The following is a 14,752-nucleotide window of genomic DNA, read 5'->3' as shown; positions in this document are numbered from 1 at the left end:
ATGAGTAGGATTGAAGAAGCTATACAAGCACTAAGAAATAACGAGATAATTTTAGTAACTGATAATGAAGATAGGGAAAACGAAGGCGATATGATTTGCGCTGGAGAAAATGTTACTGGACAGATGATTAATATTATGGCGACCTATGCTAGGGGCTTGATTTGTACACCAATCGGTAGCGAAGTTGCAAGAAGATTATCCCTAAATCCTATGGTTGTGCAAAATACCGACAATCACGAAACAGCCTTTACAGTTTCAGTAGACCACATCAATACCTCTACAGGAATTTCAGCCTTCGAGAGGGCGGAAACTATAAGGGCACTTGCTGATGGTAAATCCCTTGCCAGCGATTTTAGAAGACCTGGCCATGTTTTTCCTCTTGTAGCCAAAGATGGAGGAGTCCTCGAAAGAGATGGTCATACAGAAGCAACCATTGACCTATTAAGGCTTGCAGGTCTAAGGGAAGTTGGCATTTGTTGTGAAATTATGGATAGTGATGGTCATATGATGAGAGGAGAAGACCTCATAAAATTGGCTGAAAAACTAAATCTAAAGATTACTACAGTTGAAGAAATTCAAGAATACAGGAAAAATTTAGAAGTAGATTTAATTTCTACAAATCCAGTAAATCTACCAAGTGAATATGGTAACTTTAAGGCCTATGCTTTCTTGGATAGAAAAACTGGCAAGGAGCATGTAGCAGTTGTCAAGGGCGATATCCAAAAAGACGGAGTCCTTACAAGGATTCATTCAGAATGTCTAACTGGTGATGTTTTAGGCTCTAGAAGATGTGATTGTGGTAGCCAACTTCATAAGGCTTTAAGAAATATAGAAGAAAATGGCTCTGGCGTCCTCCTTTATTTAAGGCAAGAGGGTAGGGGCATAGGCTTATTCAACAAATTAAAGGCCTATGAGCTTCAAGAACATGGCTACGATACTGTAGATGCTAATCTAAAATTAGGTTTTCCTGAAGATATGAGGGATTATAAAATAGCTTCAGAAATGTTAAAAAGCCTTGGTGTAAAATCAGTAAGACTTATGACTAACAATCCTGATAAGATTAATCAATTGGAAGAGTATGGTATAAAAGTTGAGTCAAGATGTCCTCTAGAAATAAAATCTAATGATACAGATAGAAAATATCTAGAAATAAAAGCTAAGAGAATGGGTCATAAATTAAGAGAATTTAAGGAGATAAAAAATGCGTGAATATAGTGCTAATTTACTTTCAAATGATAAGAAATATGCAGTTTTGGTTGCAAGATTCAACCACTTTGTTACAGATAGGCTAGTAGAAGGCTGTCTAGATACTCTAAAAAGACACGACACCAAGGAAGAAAATATTGACATAATAAGAGTTCCTGGTGCCTTCGAGATTCCTCTAGTTGCCAAAAAACTTGCCAAGAAAGATGAATATGATGCGGTAATCTGCCTTGGAGCAGTTATTCGTGGAGATACTCCTCACTTTGACTATGTTTGTTCCGAAGTTTCTAAGGGAGTTGCCAATGTTTCATTAGAAAGTGAAAAGCCAGTTATATTTGGAGTAATCACCGCAGATACAATAGATCAAGCCCTCCAAAGATCAGGCATTAAGGCAGGTAATAAGGGTAGTGAAGCAGCCCTTGCTGCAATCGAAATGGCAAATCTAATGGAAATATTATGATAGTCATTTTTGACTTCGATGGAACTATTCATAAGACTGAACTTGTTTATAAGCCAGCCCTCTATAAGACTTTAGGAGAGCTTGGTATAGATCCTAATAGCCTTGATTATAGGAAATATATAGGCATGAGTCCTAAGGCTTGTTGGGATGATATCCTAAAGGATGATTCAAACAAGGAACATCTAATTAAACTTAATGGACGAAGGATTAGGGAAAACTTAGAAAAAACTGGGGCACTTTATGAAAACTCTTACAAAACTCTCAACTATCTAAAAGAAAAATACGACTTATACATTTTATCTAAGTGCCTTAGGGCTTATATGGATGAAGCCAGAAGGGTTTATGGATTGGATAAGTATTTTACTAAGTATCTTGTTGGCGAAGACTTCGACTTTATTGATAAATACGAAATCTTAAGGCAAAGCCTTGAGGATGATTATATCATGGTAGGCGATAGGAAAGAAGATATACTAGCAGGCTATAAAAATAATAAAAAGTCTGTCTTTGCTTCTTATGGTTATGGTAAGCCTGAAGAAGGTAGGCTTGCTGATTATAAGATAGATGATATTTGTCAATTAAAGGAAATATTATAAAATTAAAAACTTTAATAATTGTCATAGGGCTCTTGTGAAATAATCAATAATCATCATCCCATCATTTAGAGATTCTCCTAGGAAATTTTAACTCTTTGCCGAAAGGCTAGAGTGCCTTCCGGCTTTTTAAGCTTATCAGTGGAGCTCCTTTTAATGATATGGGGATGATTTATTAATTCTTCAAGAGCCCTCTTAGTCTATATTTGATTTAGCCTCAATAGATTCGATGTCGACCCTATAACAAGCTGTAAGTTTACTACTCATTTCTATAGCCTTTTCGATATAGTTATCCAAATCCCTATAAAATTTCTGACAAATTAAGCTTAGGGCAAAGTTTTTTTCGCTATTATCATCTACTAGCCTACATGATCCACTTATTATTGCAGATTCATATTTTAAAGTAAAAAGTTTGGCTAGTTTTCTTGGGTCATTTTTGATTTCTTCATCAGAAATTGGCTCGGGTAGGTGGTTTTCCCCAACGAAGACAATCCTCACCTTATTATTTTTTCTAAGTAAGTCGTTTTTTACTCCCTCCCTTGCTCCATGAAAATAGAGCTTATCGCTATCTCTTGCGAAAGTCAAGGGGATGGAGTAGCCATTCTCTTCAATGGTCATCACACCGAAAGAAGCTTTATCTATAATTTTTTTTGCAAAAACACTGTCTTTTTCTCTGTCAGTTCTTCTCATTATTAAGCTCCAAGACATATTCATAAATTTCATTTTTTCCTAGTGAGGACTTCTTCTTTATGTCCTTAACTATATCCTTGGTACGAAGTCCTTCTTCTAACATTTTTTGTATTTCTTCTCTGTAAGCTTCGATATTTTCGGCACTTTTTTCGCCTTTTTCAAGTATTATCACAAACTCACCCTTGAGGGTTATATCAGCGATATTGATTTCAGAAATTGGACTTAGCCTATATTCTTCGAATTTTTTCGTAAGCTCCCTAGCTAGGCAAAGCCTTCTATCTGGGAAGATTTTTTTGAAATCAGAAAGAGTTAACTCAAAATTGTGGGGTGTGTCTAATATTATTGAAGTCTTATCTTCGTTTTTTAGATTTTCATAAAATATTTTCTTATCAGCTGTTTTTTTGGGAATAAAACCATAATAGGCGAACTTGTCATTGTCAAGACCTGAACCTACTAGGCCTGTAATTATGGCACTTGCTCCAGGTAAGATTGTATAAGTAATTCCTTCTTCTTGGCATTTTTTGATAAGGATGTGGCCAGGGTCAGATATACCAGGCATGCCTTGATCAGTAATTACTGCATAGGTCATTCCTTTTTCTACTTCTTTAATAATATCAAGAGACTTTGAAGTTTCATTAAATTTATGATAGGAAGTCAGTGGCTTGTCTATATTATAATAATTTAGAAGTTTTTTAGACTCCCTAGTATCTTCACAGGCTATGACATCTACTTCCTTTAGGACATTAATAGCCCTTATAGTCATATCTTCAAGGTTTCCTATTGGGGTTGGAACAAAATATATTTGATAATCCATAAGACCTCCTTAGTCTAAATCGTTGATTATTTTCATTTCTTCTGAGTAGCCTTCCTTATCATAGATAATCAAAGGATCTTCTATCCTAAGGCCATCTCTTGCATTTTTTACAAACTCTATAAGGATAAATTGAGGCTTCTTTAAGGCTTGTGAATGGACAAAGCGAACTGTCTTAGCTTTAAGATTGCCTGACTGATTAAAGATATCGACCATTCTTTCAGGCTTGTGGATCATAAAAAGCTTGCCCTTATCCTTTAAGGCCTTATTGGCAAAGGAGAAAATATCGGAAAGCTTTAAGAACTTTTCCTGTCTTGAAATGAGAAATTCCTCATCCTTGTTTTCAATATTATCAGTGATTTTGTAATAGGGTGGGTTGGTAATAATGTAGTCTATTGAGTTTTCCTTTATAATAATCTTGTTTAAATCTTCATTAATAAGTTCTATATTTTTGATGCCGTTTAATTTTATGTTTTCTTCTAAAAGCTTTGCCTTTTCTTTTTGGATTTCAACAGCAAAAACCTTCTCAAGTTTGTATCTAGAATTAATTAAAAAGGATAGGACACCTGAGCCTGCCCCTATATCAAGGGCGACTTTATTGCTTTTCATCCTAGCGAAATCTCCTAAGATTATAGAATCGACACCAAAGGAGTAAGACTTATCAACGTGAATCATTTTTATATTTGTTCTTGGTATATAATCTAATTTACTCATATCCTAATTATAGCAAATATGACTATTCATATAAAGCTTTGCTTATGATACGATTTTCTTATTATCTTACTAGCATTAGGGTATAATGTTTGAAAGATTAATAAGAAGTTAAATTTAAAAAGGAGATATAAATGAAATATTTTGGTACAGATGGTTTTAGAGGAGAGGCTAACAAATATCTAAACGTCTATCATGCTTTTAAAATAGGAAGATTTGTAGGGGATTATTTTTCTTCCAATAAAAACGGAAATGGAAGAATCCTCATAGGCAAAGACACTAGAAGAAGCTCATATATGTACGAAGCAGCCCTAGCAGCAGGTATTACATCCTCTGGCTCTAACGCCCACCTTATGCACGTTACCCCAACTCCTTCAGTTTCATATATAACAAAAACAGAAGACTTCGATTGTGGAATAATGATAACAGCAAGCCACAATCCCTACTACGACAACGGTATAAAAATAATCAATAGCGAAGGGGAAAAGATGGAAGATGCTTTTCTTATTGAGTTAGAAAAATATATAGATAGTGAAATTACAGATATTCCTCTTGCAGTTGACGAAAACATAGGCAGAACTGTAGATTTCATCGGAGGAAGAAATAGATATATAGCTTATCTTATCCAAACAGTTACTAGGTCTTTTGAAGGAATCAAGGTAGGACTAGACTGTGCAAATGGAGCAAGCTTTACTATAGCAAAACCAGTTTACGATGCCCTAGGGGCTGATACCTTCGTAATAAACGCTAATCCAAATGGTTATAATATCAATAACAAGGCAGGTTCAACCCATATTGAAGTCCTACAAAAATTTGTAGTTGATAATAACTTAGACTTAGGCTTTGCCTTTGATGGAGATGCTGATAGATGTATAGCTGTAGATAAAGAAGGAAATGTTGTAGATGGCGATTCAATTCTTTACCTATCAGCCAAATACATGAAAAAAGAAAAAGCCCTAAATTCAAATACAGTTGTAACCACTATAATGAGTAACTTAGGCTTATACAAGGCCTTTGATGAATTAGGGATAAATTATGTAAAAACTGACGTAGGAGATAAGTATGTCCATGCTGAGATGGATAAGCATGGCTATGAATTAGGTGGCGAGCAATCAGGTCATATTATATACCAAAAATTCGCCAACACTGGAGATGGAATCCTAACTTCATTAAAAATTATGGAAGCTATGATTGAAGAAAAATCTGATTTGGCTAGTCTTGTTAAGGACTTAAAGATTTATCCACAAGAGTTAGTTAACGTGAGGGTTAAGTATAAAAAACAAGCCCTAGAAAATAAAGAACTCCTCGAAAAAATCGCAGAAGTTGAAGAAAAACTAGCCGATAGGGGAAGAGTCTTGGTAAGGGCATCTGGTACAGAGCCTTTGATAAGGGTAATGGTTGAAGCTGAAACAGACGAACTTGCAAAAGAAACTGTAGGAGAAATAGTAGAAAAGATAAAAGACTTGGGACTAAATCAATAATGAAAGATTTTAGAACAGCTAGGGAAATAGATATAAAAGAAGCTGTTTTAGTAGTAGGAAACAAGGTCTACGCTAGAGAATCCTACATCAGTGTAGATACATCAAAGCTTAAAGGTTATCCGCCAAGGCTATACTACGACAAGGACGAAAAGTATTTGGGAAAAATGTTTGATAAAGAAGTTTTCGAACTTGAGGATATAGAAGATATACCCATAGAATATCAAGATCAATGCTTTTCAAACCACGATTTAGATGATTTGAGAGAATTTCTGATTAAAAGAAGAGAAGTCTTTTACAAAAATCTTTCAGAAAAGGAATAGAAATCTTTGACAAATAGACATAAAGGTGGTATTATACTACCCTGTATGGAAGTATCCGTATAAATTAATAGGAGGTGTTTTATGGCAGATAAAGTAAAAATGGAATGTACAGAATGCAAAAATAGAAACTATGATACAACTAAAAATAAAAAACATCATAGCGAGAGACTAGAGCTTAAAAAATATTGCCCATTCTGTAAAAAACACACTGTTCATAGAGAAACAAAGTAGGAGCAAATAATGGCTAAGAAAAAAGATTCTTTCTTTTCTGGTGTATCAAAAGAATTTAAGAAGATTCAATGGCCAACAAAGAAAATATCATTTGAGTATTCTTGGATGATTATTGCTATGTCAGCTACAACAGCTGTTGCAATATGGCTACTTGACAAGGTCTTCCAAGCCCTACTTCAAATTATAATGTAGGTGTTAAATGACAGATTCTTACGATTTATCAGAAAATAAAGAAGAAAATTTATCAGTTGATGAACAATCTTCAACAGAAGAATCTACTAATGCTGAATTAGAAAATATAAAAAATTCAGCTAGATGGTATGTAGTTCACACATATACAGGTTATGAAAATAGAGTCAAAGATAAGATTCAAATGATGATTGACAATGAACAAAATCCTGATATTTTAGAAGTTACAGTACCAACAGAAGAATATGTTGAAGTGAAGAATGACACTAAGAAAGTAAAGACTAGAAAATTATTCCCTGGCTATGTAATGGTTAAGATGAATGTTACTAACAAAAGTTGGTATATCATCAGAAATACCCAAGGCGTTACAGGATTTGTAGGGCCAGATGGTAAGCCAGTCGCTCTTACAGCACAAGAAGTTAGAAAGTTTGGTGTAAAAGAAGAGGCTCCGCTTGTTAATATCGACCTAAAACTAGGCGATAGTATCAATATTATTAGCGGTCCATTTAAGGATTTTGTAGCCAAGGTAGAAGAAATTGATAAGGAAAAGGGAACTATCAAGGCGTTCGTAGATATGTTTGGTAGGGATACCTTAATTGATTTAGACTTTACAGATATCGAGACTATTTAGTAACTGTCGATGATAGTGGGAGGGGAAACCCGAAACAACCACAAGGAGGTAAAAATGGCAGAAAAAGAAGTAAAAGCAATAGTTAAATTACAAGTACCAGCAGGAGCTGCATCTCCAGCACCACCAGTAGGTACAGCACTAGGTCCACACGGAATCAACATCATGGAATTCGTGCAAGCATTTAATTCAAAAACAGCAGACCAAGCTGGAATGATTATACCGGTAGAAATGACTATTTATACGGATAGAACATTTACATTTATAACTAAAACACCACCAGCACCAGTATTAATCAAAAAGGCTATCAAGCTAGATAAGGGTTCAGGAGAACCTAACAAGAAAAAGGTTGGATCAATCAAGAGAAGCCAACTTGAAGAAATTGCAAAGACAAAAATGCAAGATCTTAATGCAGCAAGCTTAGAAGCAGCTGTAAGCATGATAGCTGGAACAGCAAGAAGTATGGGAGTTACTGTAGAAGATTAGTGGGAGATTAAAGTCGAATACCACAGGAGGAATTAAATGGCTAAAAAAGGAAAAAGATATTTAGAAGCGAAAAAATCTTTCGATTCAACAAAAGAATACACACTAGATGAAGCTCTAGAAATAATTGAAAAAACAGCAAGCGCTAAATTTGACGAAACTGTAGAATTACACTTTAACCTTGGTGTTGATAGCAGACACGCTGACCAACAAGTAAGAGGAACAGTAATCCTACCTCACGGAACAGGTAAAAATCAAAAGGTTCTAGCTTTTGTTAAAGAAGATAGGATAAATGAAGCCCTAGAAGCAGGTGCTGATTATGCAGGTGGAGAAGACCTAGCAGCTAAAATCCAAAATGAAGGATGGCTAGACTTTGATGTTGTTGTAGCAACACCTGATATGATGGCAGTAGTTGGAAGACTTGGTAGAGTACTTGGACCACAAGGTCTTATGCCAAACCCAAAAACTGGCACTGTAACACCTGATGTTAAAAAAGCTATAGCTGAAATTAAAGCAGGTAAAGTAGAATATAGAACAGATAAGGCTAACCTAGTTCACGTTCCAACAGGAAAAGTATCATTCGGTAAAGAAAAACTAGCTGAAAACATAGCAAGCCTAATTACAGCAGTTGCTAAGGCAAAACCAGCATCAGCTAAGGGTAAATACATGAAATCTGTTACTCTAGCATCAACTATGGGTCCTGGAGTAAAACTATCTCCAGCAAGAGCTATGGATTTAGTTGAAAAATAAATTTGCAATAAATTTATTTTGTGATATAATAATTAAGTCAAATAACAGGCTACCAAAGACTACGCAGACAGCAATGTTTAATAATTGCGTATAGGTGGGAAGAAAAAGCTACATCCCCACCGATGTAGGCAGTTTTAATCTGCCTAATGTGGGGATTTTTATATACCTACCAAAGCCTATAGGAGGTGAAACAGTGAGCGAGAAAGCTATAGCAGCTAAACAATTAGTAGTAGATGAGATCAAAGAAAAAATCGAAAATGCGAAATCAGTAACATTAGTAGGTTTTGATCGTATGGATGTAAAAGAAATTACAGACCTACGTAACAAGTTTAGAGAAAGCGAATCAGAATACAAAGTTTATAAAAACACAATGATGAGATTTGCCTTCCAAGAACTTGGATATGACCAACTCATTGATGAACTAAAGGGTTCAAATGCTCTAATCTTTTCAAATGAAGACCTAGTAAACGGTCCAAAAGTAGCAGTAGACTACACAAAAGAAGGCGATGAGCAAAAAGAAAAATTAGTTCTTAAAGCAGGCCTTGTTGAAGGAAACTACCAAACAGGTGATCAAATGATGGCAATTGCTACATTACCACCAACAGAAGTACTTCACTCAATGCTAGCTAACGTACTACAAGCACCAATCAGAAGACTTGCAGGAGATCTTAACAACACATTGGCTAAGATTGCCTATGCACTTGATGCAGTACGTGAAAAGAAAGAACAAGCAGGCGAATAATAATTTTTAGAAAAAATATAAAAGGAGAATATAATAATGGCAAGCGAAAAAGTAACAAACATATTAGAAGAAATCAAAGAACTTACAGTACTAGAACTATCTGACCTAGTAAAAGCAATCGAAGAAGAATTTGACGTAACAGCACAAGCAGCAGTAGCAGTAGCTCCAGCAGCAGCAGCTGGCGCAGCAGAAGCTGGTGCAGCAGAAAAAACAGAATTTGACGTAGTTCTTAAATCAGCTGGTTCTGCTAAAATCAACGTAATCAAAGTTGTTAAAGATGCAGCTGGACTTGGACTAAAAGAAGCAAAAGCTTTAGTTGATGGAGCTCCAAAAACTGTAGCTGAAGGTCTTGCAAAAGATGCAGCTGAAGAATTAAAAGCTAAATTAGAAGAAGCTGGTGCTGAAGTAGAACTTGCTTAATTAAGCTTATATAAGGCCCTCAAAGAGGGTCTTTTAGTATGCGAATTTGACAAGGAAGGGACTAGGATGTATATTAGTAATATAGAACAATTCTAATATTAGAAAGAGGAAAATGGTGGAAAAGATAATACAAGAACTCAGGAATGAAGAATATATAGATAGGCTACCTAAATTAAAAGAATTATTAGCCCAACATAATATTAGGGTTTCTCACCAAAGGCTTCTAATATTAGATTATCTAATAATAAATCCTACCCATCCTACAGCAGATCTTATATATAAAGATCTTAAAGTTTCAGATCCTGTAATAAGTCAAGCTACAGTCTACAATACACTCAATCTTCTAGTTGAACATAATTTAGTCAAAGAGTTGGATTTTAATATGTCTAGCAAAAGATATGAGTTTAAAAAGACTAACCACGGTCATTTTATATGTGAAGCTTGCGGTATGATAGAAGATTTGAATGTGGATGACTTAGAATACCCTAAATATTTAGATAAGTACGAAATTGATAACGTAGAAGTTATTTTTCGTGGCATATGTCCTGAATGTTTGAATAAATAAGAACAAAAACTCATAGGCTAATTTTTCTTATGCTATGAGTTTTTCTTTGCTTATTTATATGATTTTAAGAAACAGCTTAAACTTATAATTTCTTATTATAAATCATCAAAAAATTTCATAGAATGATTTATATCGTGATATTTAAAGCCTAATTCGAAGGCTTCTTTTATTTGCTCAGAAGAACCGTGAGTAAATGAGTCTACATAAACATTTCTTCTTGCCATCTCTTGTATTCTATCGTCTCCTATAGTTGAAGCCACATTCATAGCTTCTTCTATATCACCTGCTTCGAGGTATCCTTTCTCCTTTAAATAATAGGCAAAAAGACCTGCAAAATAATCAGCTTGAAGCTCTTTGGCAACAGATACTCTGTTATAATCTGTCACAGATAGCTTTTTTCTCAACTCACTTGTCTGCTTAATGATGCCCAATTGATTTTGAACATGATGGCCCACTTCATGGGCAAGAACATAGGCGAGGGTAAAATCGCTCCTCCACCGTTGTAATAGTTGCAATTAGCGTTGAATACTTTATGGGTCTTGTATAAGTAAGATAAAAATTTCGATTATAAAAATTCGCCCTTTGAAATCTTTTGGATTTTATAAAATATATGGGCGATTTTTTAGATTACAATAAAAATTTGTTAGAATTAAAGATTATAGCATTTAGCTTATAGCTTGTATAAATGTAAAAAGGATCTATATTAAATAAATTTGGTAAGAGTAAATGAAACTTCTGTTTACACTCTTTGACAAAGGGTCAGTAGATGTACCCATTCTTTAACATTACTGTTTTAAAATAAATTTTTAGGGTATGTTATTAATATAATAGAATTTTATAAATTTATAAAAGGGAGGTTAAAATGAAATTCTTAATTCGGCCCGATGATGACAATGAAGCAAAAAAATGCTGGTCTTATCATTGTGGAGTTGTATGTTATGAGCAAAGTGTTTGTTTACCTCTTGCAAGTGACTATTGTGGTGAGGACGTTAACTCGGATATCAAACCAGAAAAAATAATTAAAAAACATAGAATCACAAAAGGATGTAGACCGGGTCTAATGGGTTATTTTCCGATGTGAGGAGATTTATATGAAAGAATCTAAGTATAATTTTATATATGAATATAAGAAAAACTATTTGATTTACAATTCACTTCGAAACTCCTTGGCACTTATGACTAAAAAAGATTTTATTGATTTTAAAAATAATAAATTGGACTCTGAGGAGACTGAGCAGTATAAATATGGTGGATTTTTGGTAGATGAGGGATTTGATGAATTAGATTATATCAAATATAATTTGTTAAATAGTAGATATAGCACTAGTTCTCTTGGTCTTACTATTGCACCGAGCCTGGATTGTAATTTCGATTGTGCATATTGCTATGAAAAAAGTCATTCGGAAAATTACTATATGGATAGAGCTATGGAAGAGAAGTTAGTTGATTTTGTAAGAATGAAGGCAAAATCATCTGATCGTATTGACGTATCTTGGTATGGAGGTGAGCCACTTTTAGCGGCGAGTATTATAGATAGGCTTACAGACGAGTTTCTTAAAATCGCTAGTGAATATAATTTACCATACAGCTCATACATGATTACGAATGGTTATTTACTTAATGAAAAAAATGCTAAAAAATTATCTGAATGGAAAATTCAAGGCATGCAGATAACTATAGATGGAGATAGAAAAAGTCATGATTCAAAGAGGTATCTAAAAAATGGTAATCCTACTTATGACAAGATACTAAAAAATCTTAAGGAAAATTATAGATACTTGGTGAATGTATCTTTAAGAATAAATCTAGATGAAAGAAATATTGGTAGCGAAAATTCAATTATTAAAGAAATTGAAACTTTCGATAAAGAAGGAAAAATCAAACCCTACATAGCCAGGGTTAGAAATGAGAATGATACATACAGAGATGATATATGTATAGACCAAAAAAAGTTTGATGAGTATGAGTTTAACTTTTATAGAAACCAGGATACAAATTTTATAGATAGGATTTATCCTAACAGAATTAGCAATTTCTGCACTGCCGATTATAAAAATTCATATGTAATAAATTATAATGGAGACATGTATAAGTGTTGGTCGGATATAGGAATAGAAAAAGCTAAAATTGCAAACATAGGGGATAAATACTTAGGCGATATTAATTATTCTAATTATTATAAGTACATGTTATTCGATCCTACTGAAGATGAAGATTGTAAGAATTGCAAAATTTTGCCGCTTTGTATGGGTTCTTGTCCTTTTGTACGAAATAATAGAGGAAAAGAGTGCAGCAAATATAAAGATAATTTAGAAAATATAATCATAGCAACTGCAAAATATATGGAGGTAAATGATGAAATACATAATAGGTCCTGAAGAATTAAATCATTCATTTTGTAATGAATTTGATATTTGCATAACAAAAACTTGTGGATAAGATTGTCCAAAACAAAATATTTGCGTGAAATGTAGTAGCCAATGTGCTAGTAAGCATAACTGTATAGATTGGTGCGTGACTTTATCTTATTGTGATCCGGGACAAACTGGTTATTCTCCGGCATCCCTATAATAGATAGAAGGATGGTAGTATTTATAACATGTACTATAATAGTTAACAATAATCAATTATTTAACTGGCAGGATTTTATTACTGCCAGTTAATAAATTGAATATAGATAGGAAGAGGGGAATATTTCAATTTAATAAGATTAGAGAAATAATTATGTTTAAAATCATATCAATGTCATATAGGTATTTAAAAAAATACAAATATAAATTATTAATATATTACTTATTAACTCTTACTATGAGCACAATTTCTATCATATATCCGAGAATAATGGGTGAATTTACAGATGTATTGGTAGATAAAAATATGAGTGGACTTTATACATATATCTTGTATTTTACAATGTTTAATTTAATAAATTTAATATTTACATACATTTCTGGTAAACTCTATATTTATATTCAATCCCAATCATCTTATGAGTTCAATAAAGACATTAATATTCATGTTTGGAATATACCTCTCTTAGAAAGCTCTAAGTTCGATAGTGCTTATTTAGCTGATAGGATAAACAATGATACGAATTCTATAGTAATTTTTTCGATTAATGTTATTCAGACTGTTTGTTCTACTATAATATCTGTTATCGTTTCATCTATGTTTATGATAAAATTAGATAAAACGATTTTTTTGATAGCTGTAATTGCATGTGTTTTATATAGCAGCATTTATATGTTATTAAGAAAGAAAATTTATATTATTAACCGCTTGTTAATGGATTCTAAATCGAGATTTACTTCTAGAATCTATGAACAATTAGTAAATATACGATCTGTTAAGATTCATGGAACTTATAAGAAAAATGAGAGAAATCTTGATGAATCATTTAATGGTTTATTTTCTAACACGCTTTCAGCTTACAACTTAAACTATGTTTATTCCTTCTTTGATGACTTTATTAGTCAAGTATCTAGCATTATCTTTTTTATATATGGGGGAGTTTCTGTAATTAAAGGTGATATTAGTTTAGGCCAGTACGTTAGTCTCAATTCCTATTTAATGGTCCTTATGTCTTCTTCTGCTGCCTTATTCTCGTTAGCTAAAGAAATTAAACTTGCAAAAGTTTCGTATGATAGGATTTGCGAATTAACTGAAATTGAAGAAGAAACAAATGAGGTTATTAAGCTTAAAGAAATAGATAGGATAAAGATAGATTTGAACTTTTCATATCGTAAAACTTCTAAGGAATTTCAATATAAGACTAATCTAGAAATGGGAAAAATATATAAAGTATCAGGAGAGAATGGGTCTGGTAAAAGCACTTTACTTGACAACATTGTAGCTTTACATATAGACACTTATGCAGGAAAAATCACTTACAATGATACAGATATTAAAAAATTAGACATAAAATACACAAGAAAGAACATGATTTCTTATATAGAACAAAATGTTGATGTTTCTAATATTAACGAAGTAAATAGATTAAATCCAAAAGAGGCATCCGAAATAATATCAGAAAATAAGTTAAATGATCTAATGGAGATTTCATGTAATAAAATAATTTATAAAGAAAGCTTTGAGAAGATGAGCGGTGGACAAAAACGTAAGATTCAAATATATAGTGAGATACTAAAAAATGCAAATCTTATAATTTTAGATGAGCCAGCAAATGATTTGGATAGGGAATCTATTGAATGTTTGAAAAAAACTTTGAAAAAGATGTCCAATAAGAAGACAACTGTAATAGTAGATCATACTAATTATTTTGATGATATAATTGATGAAATAGTATATATATAAAAATGGAGCCACTTCCCGGAATTGAACCGAGGACCTCTTCCTTACCATGGAAGCGCTCTACCTACTGAGCTAAAGTGGCACATATATAATTATACAAGCATTTTTAATAAAAGCAAATTTAATTTAAGAAAAAAATCAAAGGATATAAATTATTTATTTTATTA

20 protein-coding genes and 1 tRNA gene are annotated in these 14,752 nt (G+C 33.1%); 16 read left to right on the top strand and 5 right to left on the bottom strand.

The window, feature by feature from the left end:
- Genes ribA through HMPREF0077_RS02225 form a run of 3 tightly spaced genes read left to right on the top strand, consistent with a single transcriptional unit; the run spans position 1 to position 2,256 of the window.
- Positions 1–1,209, top strand: a complete 1,209-nt coding sequence (gene ribA / locus HMPREF0077_RS02235) for a GTP cyclohydrolase II (protein WP_004836282.1) — start codon at positions 1–3, stop codon at positions 1,207–1,209.
- Complete coding sequence (gene ribH, locus HMPREF0077_RS02230; protein WP_004836280.1) at positions 1,202–1,663, top strand: 6,7-dimethyl-8-ribityllumazine synthase; 462 nt, start codon at positions 1,202–1,204, stop codon at positions 1,661–1,663. Before ribA ends, ribH begins: the two co-directional genes overlap by 8 nt.
- Positions 1,660–2,256, top strand: a complete 597-nt coding sequence (locus HMPREF0077_RS02225) for an HAD family hydrolase (RefSeq protein ID WP_004836278.1) — start codon at positions 1,660–1,662, stop codon at positions 2,254–2,256. Before ribH ends, HMPREF0077_RS02225 begins: the two co-directional genes overlap by 4 nt.
- A gap of 192 nt (positions 2,257–2,448) precedes the next feature.
- Here the strand turns inward: HMPREF0077_RS02225 and HMPREF0077_RS02220 are convergent, their stop codons facing one another.
- Genes HMPREF0077_RS02220 through HMPREF0077_RS02210 form a run of 3 tightly spaced genes read right to left on the bottom strand, consistent with a single transcriptional unit; the run spans position 2,449 to position 4,468 of the window.
- A complete protein-coding gene (locus HMPREF0077_RS02220) occupies positions 2,449–2,943 on the bottom strand; it encodes a pyridoxamine 5'-phosphate oxidase family protein (protein ID WP_040349250.1) in 495 nt (164 codons plus the stop codon).
- Entirely contained in the window at positions 2,930–3,757 is an 828-nt protein-coding gene (gene rsmI, locus HMPREF0077_RS02215; protein WP_004836275.1) for a 16S rRNA (cytidine(1402)-2'-O)-methyltransferase, read from the bottom strand. The genes HMPREF0077_RS02220 and rsmI overlap by 14 nt, the downstream gene beginning before the upstream one ends.
- A gap of 9 nt (positions 3,758–3,766) precedes the next feature.
- Positions 3,767–4,468: a tRNA1(Val) (adenine(37)-N6)-methyltransferase gene (locus HMPREF0077_RS02210; RefSeq protein ID WP_004836274.1), complete on the bottom strand. Its 702-nt coding sequence runs from the start codon at positions 4,466–4,468 to the stop codon at positions 3,767–3,769.
- 131 nt (positions 4,469–4,599) lie between these two features.
- Here HMPREF0077_RS02210 and glmM point away from each other — a divergent pair, with 131 nt between their 5' ends.
- The 10 genes from glmM to HMPREF0077_RS02160 all read left to right on the top strand — a co-directional run bounded on the left by glmM (position 4,600) and on the right by HMPREF0077_RS02160 (position 10,274).
- Positions 4,600–5,946 (top strand): phosphoglucosamine mutase, encoded by a 1,347-nt coding sequence (gene glmM, locus HMPREF0077_RS02205; protein WP_004836273.1) that lies wholly within the window; start codon positions 4,600–4,602, stop codon positions 5,944–5,946.
- Positions 5,946–6,266 (top strand): hypothetical protein, encoded by a 321-nt coding sequence (locus tag HMPREF0077_RS02200; RefSeq protein WP_004836271.1) that lies wholly within the window; start codon positions 5,946–5,948, stop codon positions 6,264–6,266. Before glmM ends, HMPREF0077_RS02200 begins: the two co-directional genes overlap by 1 nt.
- An 81-nt stretch (positions 6,267–6,347) precedes the next feature.
- Positions 6,348–6,497, top strand: a complete 150-nt coding sequence (gene rpmG, locus HMPREF0077_RS02195) for a 50S ribosomal protein L33 (protein ID WP_004836270.1) — start codon at positions 6,348–6,350, stop codon at positions 6,495–6,497.
- A gap of 9 nt (positions 6,498–6,506) precedes the next feature.
- Positions 6,507–6,689, top strand: a complete 183-nt coding sequence (secE, locus tag HMPREF0077_RS02190) for a preprotein translocase subunit SecE (RefSeq protein WP_004836269.1) — start codon at positions 6,507–6,509, stop codon at positions 6,687–6,689.
- A 7-nt stretch (positions 6,690–6,696) separates the two neighbouring features.
- Positions 6,697–7,317, top strand: a complete 621-nt coding sequence (gene nusG / locus HMPREF0077_RS02185; RefSeq protein ID WP_004836268.1) for a transcription termination/antitermination protein NusG — start codon at positions 6,697–6,699, stop codon at positions 7,315–7,317.
- 54 nt (positions 7,318–7,371) lie between these two features.
- Positions 7,372–7,800, top strand: a complete 429-nt coding sequence (gene rplK, locus HMPREF0077_RS02180) for a 50S ribosomal protein L11 (protein ID WP_040349247.1) — start codon at positions 7,372–7,374, stop codon at positions 7,798–7,800.
- A gap of 36 nt (positions 7,801–7,836) precedes the next feature.
- Positions 7,837–8,547 (top strand): 50S ribosomal protein L1, encoded by a 711-nt coding sequence (gene rplA, locus HMPREF0077_RS02175; protein ID WP_004836265.1) that lies wholly within the window; start codon positions 7,837–7,839, stop codon positions 8,545–8,547.
- Positions 8,548–8,740: 193 nt separating this feature from the next.
- Positions 8,741–9,289, top strand: a complete 549-nt coding sequence (gene rplJ / locus HMPREF0077_RS02170) for a 50S ribosomal protein L10 (RefSeq protein WP_040349245.1) — start codon at positions 8,741–8,743, stop codon at positions 9,287–9,289.
- Between the two features lie 36 nt (positions 9,290–9,325).
- On the top strand, positions 9,326–9,709 hold the full coding sequence (rplL, locus tag HMPREF0077_RS02165) for a 50S ribosomal protein L7/L12 (RefSeq protein WP_004836262.1): 384 nt from the start codon (positions 9,326–9,328) through the stop codon (positions 9,707–9,709).
- Positions 9,710–9,824: 115 nt separating this feature from the next.
- The gene (locus tag HMPREF0077_RS02160; protein ID WP_040349325.1) at positions 9,825–10,274 is read left to right on the top strand and encodes a Fur family transcriptional regulator; all 450 of its coding nucleotides are present in this window, start codon (positions 9,825–9,827) and stop codon (positions 10,272–10,274) included.
- Positions 10,275–10,369: 95 nt separating this feature from the next.
- Here HMPREF0077_RS02160 and HMPREF0077_RS02155 read toward each other — a convergent pair whose 3' ends face one another.
- Entirely contained in the window at positions 10,370–10,789 is a 420-nt protein-coding gene (locus HMPREF0077_RS02155) for a neutral zinc metallopeptidase (protein WP_004836259.1), read from the bottom strand.
- A gap of 347 nt (positions 10,790–11,136) precedes the next feature.
- On the opposite strand from HMPREF0077_RS02155, the gene HMPREF0077_RS02150 reads away from it, so the two are divergent.
- The 3 genes from HMPREF0077_RS02150 (at position 11,137) to HMPREF0077_RS02140 (ending at position 14,588) form a co-directional block, all read left to right on the top strand.
- A complete protein-coding gene (locus HMPREF0077_RS02150) occupies positions 11,137–11,355 on the top strand; it encodes a hypothetical protein (protein ID WP_004836258.1) in 219 nt (72 codons plus the stop codon).
- Positions 11,356–11,365: 10 nt separating this feature from the next.
- Positions 11,366–12,652: a radical SAM/SPASM domain-containing protein gene (locus HMPREF0077_RS02145; protein WP_004836257.1), complete on the top strand. Its 1,287-nt coding sequence runs from the start codon at positions 11,366–11,368 to the stop codon at positions 12,650–12,652.
- Positions 12,653–12,998: 346 nt separating this feature from the next.
- A complete protein-coding gene (locus HMPREF0077_RS02140) occupies positions 12,999–14,588 on the top strand; it encodes an ATP-binding cassette domain-containing protein (RefSeq protein WP_081445710.1) in 1,590 nt (529 codons plus the stop codon).
- 3 nt (positions 14,589–14,591) lie between these two features.
- On the opposite strand, the gene HMPREF0077_RS02135 is transcribed toward HMPREF0077_RS02140, so the two are convergent.
- A tRNA-Thr gene (locus HMPREF0077_RS02135) sits at positions 14,592–14,667 on the bottom strand.
- Between the last annotated feature and the right edge of the window lie 85 nt (positions 14,668–14,752).

It is taken from the genome of Anaerococcus tetradius ATCC 35098 (assembly GCF_000159095.1).
In the GTDB taxonomy this organism is placed as follows: domain Bacteria; phylum Bacillota; class Clostridia; order Tissierellales; family Peptoniphilaceae; genus Anaerococcus; species Anaerococcus tetradius.
This window is presented reverse-complemented; position numbering and strand designations above follow the sequence as displayed.

What these genes read in the sequence shown, in the direction of transcription:
- ribA (WP_004836282.1), top strand. Translation starts at nt 1, where the DNA reads ATGAGTAGGATTGAAGAAGCTATACAAGCACTAAGAAATAACGAGATA.
- HMPREF0077_RS02200 (WP_004836271.1), top strand. Translation starts at nt 5,946, where the DNA reads ATGAAAGATTTTAGAACAGCTAGGGAAATAGATATAAAAGAAGCTGTT.
- HMPREF0077_RS02225 (WP_004836278.1), top strand. Translation starts at nt 1,660, where the DNA reads ATGATAGTCATTTTTGACTTCGATGGAACTATTCATAAGACTGAACTT.
- nusG (WP_004836268.1), top strand. Translation starts at nt 6,697, where the DNA reads ATGACAGATTCTTACGATTTATCAGAAAATAAAGAAGAAAATTTATCA.
- rplA (WP_004836265.1), top strand. Translation starts at nt 7,837, where the DNA reads ATGGCTAAAAAAGGAAAAAGATATTTAGAAGCGAAAAAATCTTTCGAT.
- rplK (WP_040349247.1), top strand. Translation starts at nt 7,372, where the DNA reads ATGGCAGAAAAAGAAGTAAAAGCAATAGTTAAATTACAAGTACCAGCA.
- rpmG (WP_004836270.1), top strand. Translation starts at nt 6,348, where the DNA reads ATGGCAGATAAAGTAAAAATGGAATGTACAGAATGCAAAAATAGAAAC.
- HMPREF0077_RS02150 (WP_004836258.1), top strand. Translation starts at nt 11,137, where the DNA reads ATGAAATTCTTAATTCGGCCCGATGATGACAATGAAGCAAAAAAATGC.
- secE (WP_004836269.1), top strand. Translation starts at nt 6,507, where the DNA reads ATGGCTAAGAAAAAAGATTCTTTCTTTTCTGGTGTATCAAAAGAATTT.
- HMPREF0077_RS02220 (WP_040349250.1), bottom strand. Translation starts at nt 2,943, where the DNA reads ATGAGAAGAACTGACAGAGAAAAAGACAGTGTTTTTGCAAAAAAAATT.
- ribH (WP_004836280.1), top strand. Translation starts at nt 1,202, where the DNA reads ATGCGTGAATATAGTGCTAATTTACTTTCAAATGATAAGAAATATGCA.
- HMPREF0077_RS02210 (WP_004836274.1), bottom strand. Translation starts at nt 4,468, where the DNA reads ATGAGTAAATTAGATTATATACCAAGAACAAATATAAAAATGATTCAC.
- rsmI (WP_004836275.1), bottom strand. Translation starts at nt 3,757, where the DNA reads ATGGATTATCAAATATATTTTGTTCCAACCCCAATAGGAAACCTTGAA.
- HMPREF0077_RS02140 (WP_081445710.1), top strand. Translation starts at nt 12,999, where the DNA reads ATGTTTAAAATCATATCAATGTCATATAGGTATTTAAAAAAATACAAA.
- glmM (WP_004836273.1), top strand. Translation starts at nt 4,600, where the DNA reads ATGAAATATTTTGGTACAGATGGTTTTAGAGGAGAGGCTAACAAATAT.
- rplL (WP_004836262.1), top strand. Translation starts at nt 9,326, where the DNA reads ATGGCAAGCGAAAAAGTAACAAACATATTAGAAGAAATCAAAGAACTT.
- HMPREF0077_RS02145 (WP_004836257.1), top strand. Translation starts at nt 11,366, where the DNA reads ATGAAAGAATCTAAGTATAATTTTATATATGAATATAAGAAAAACTAT.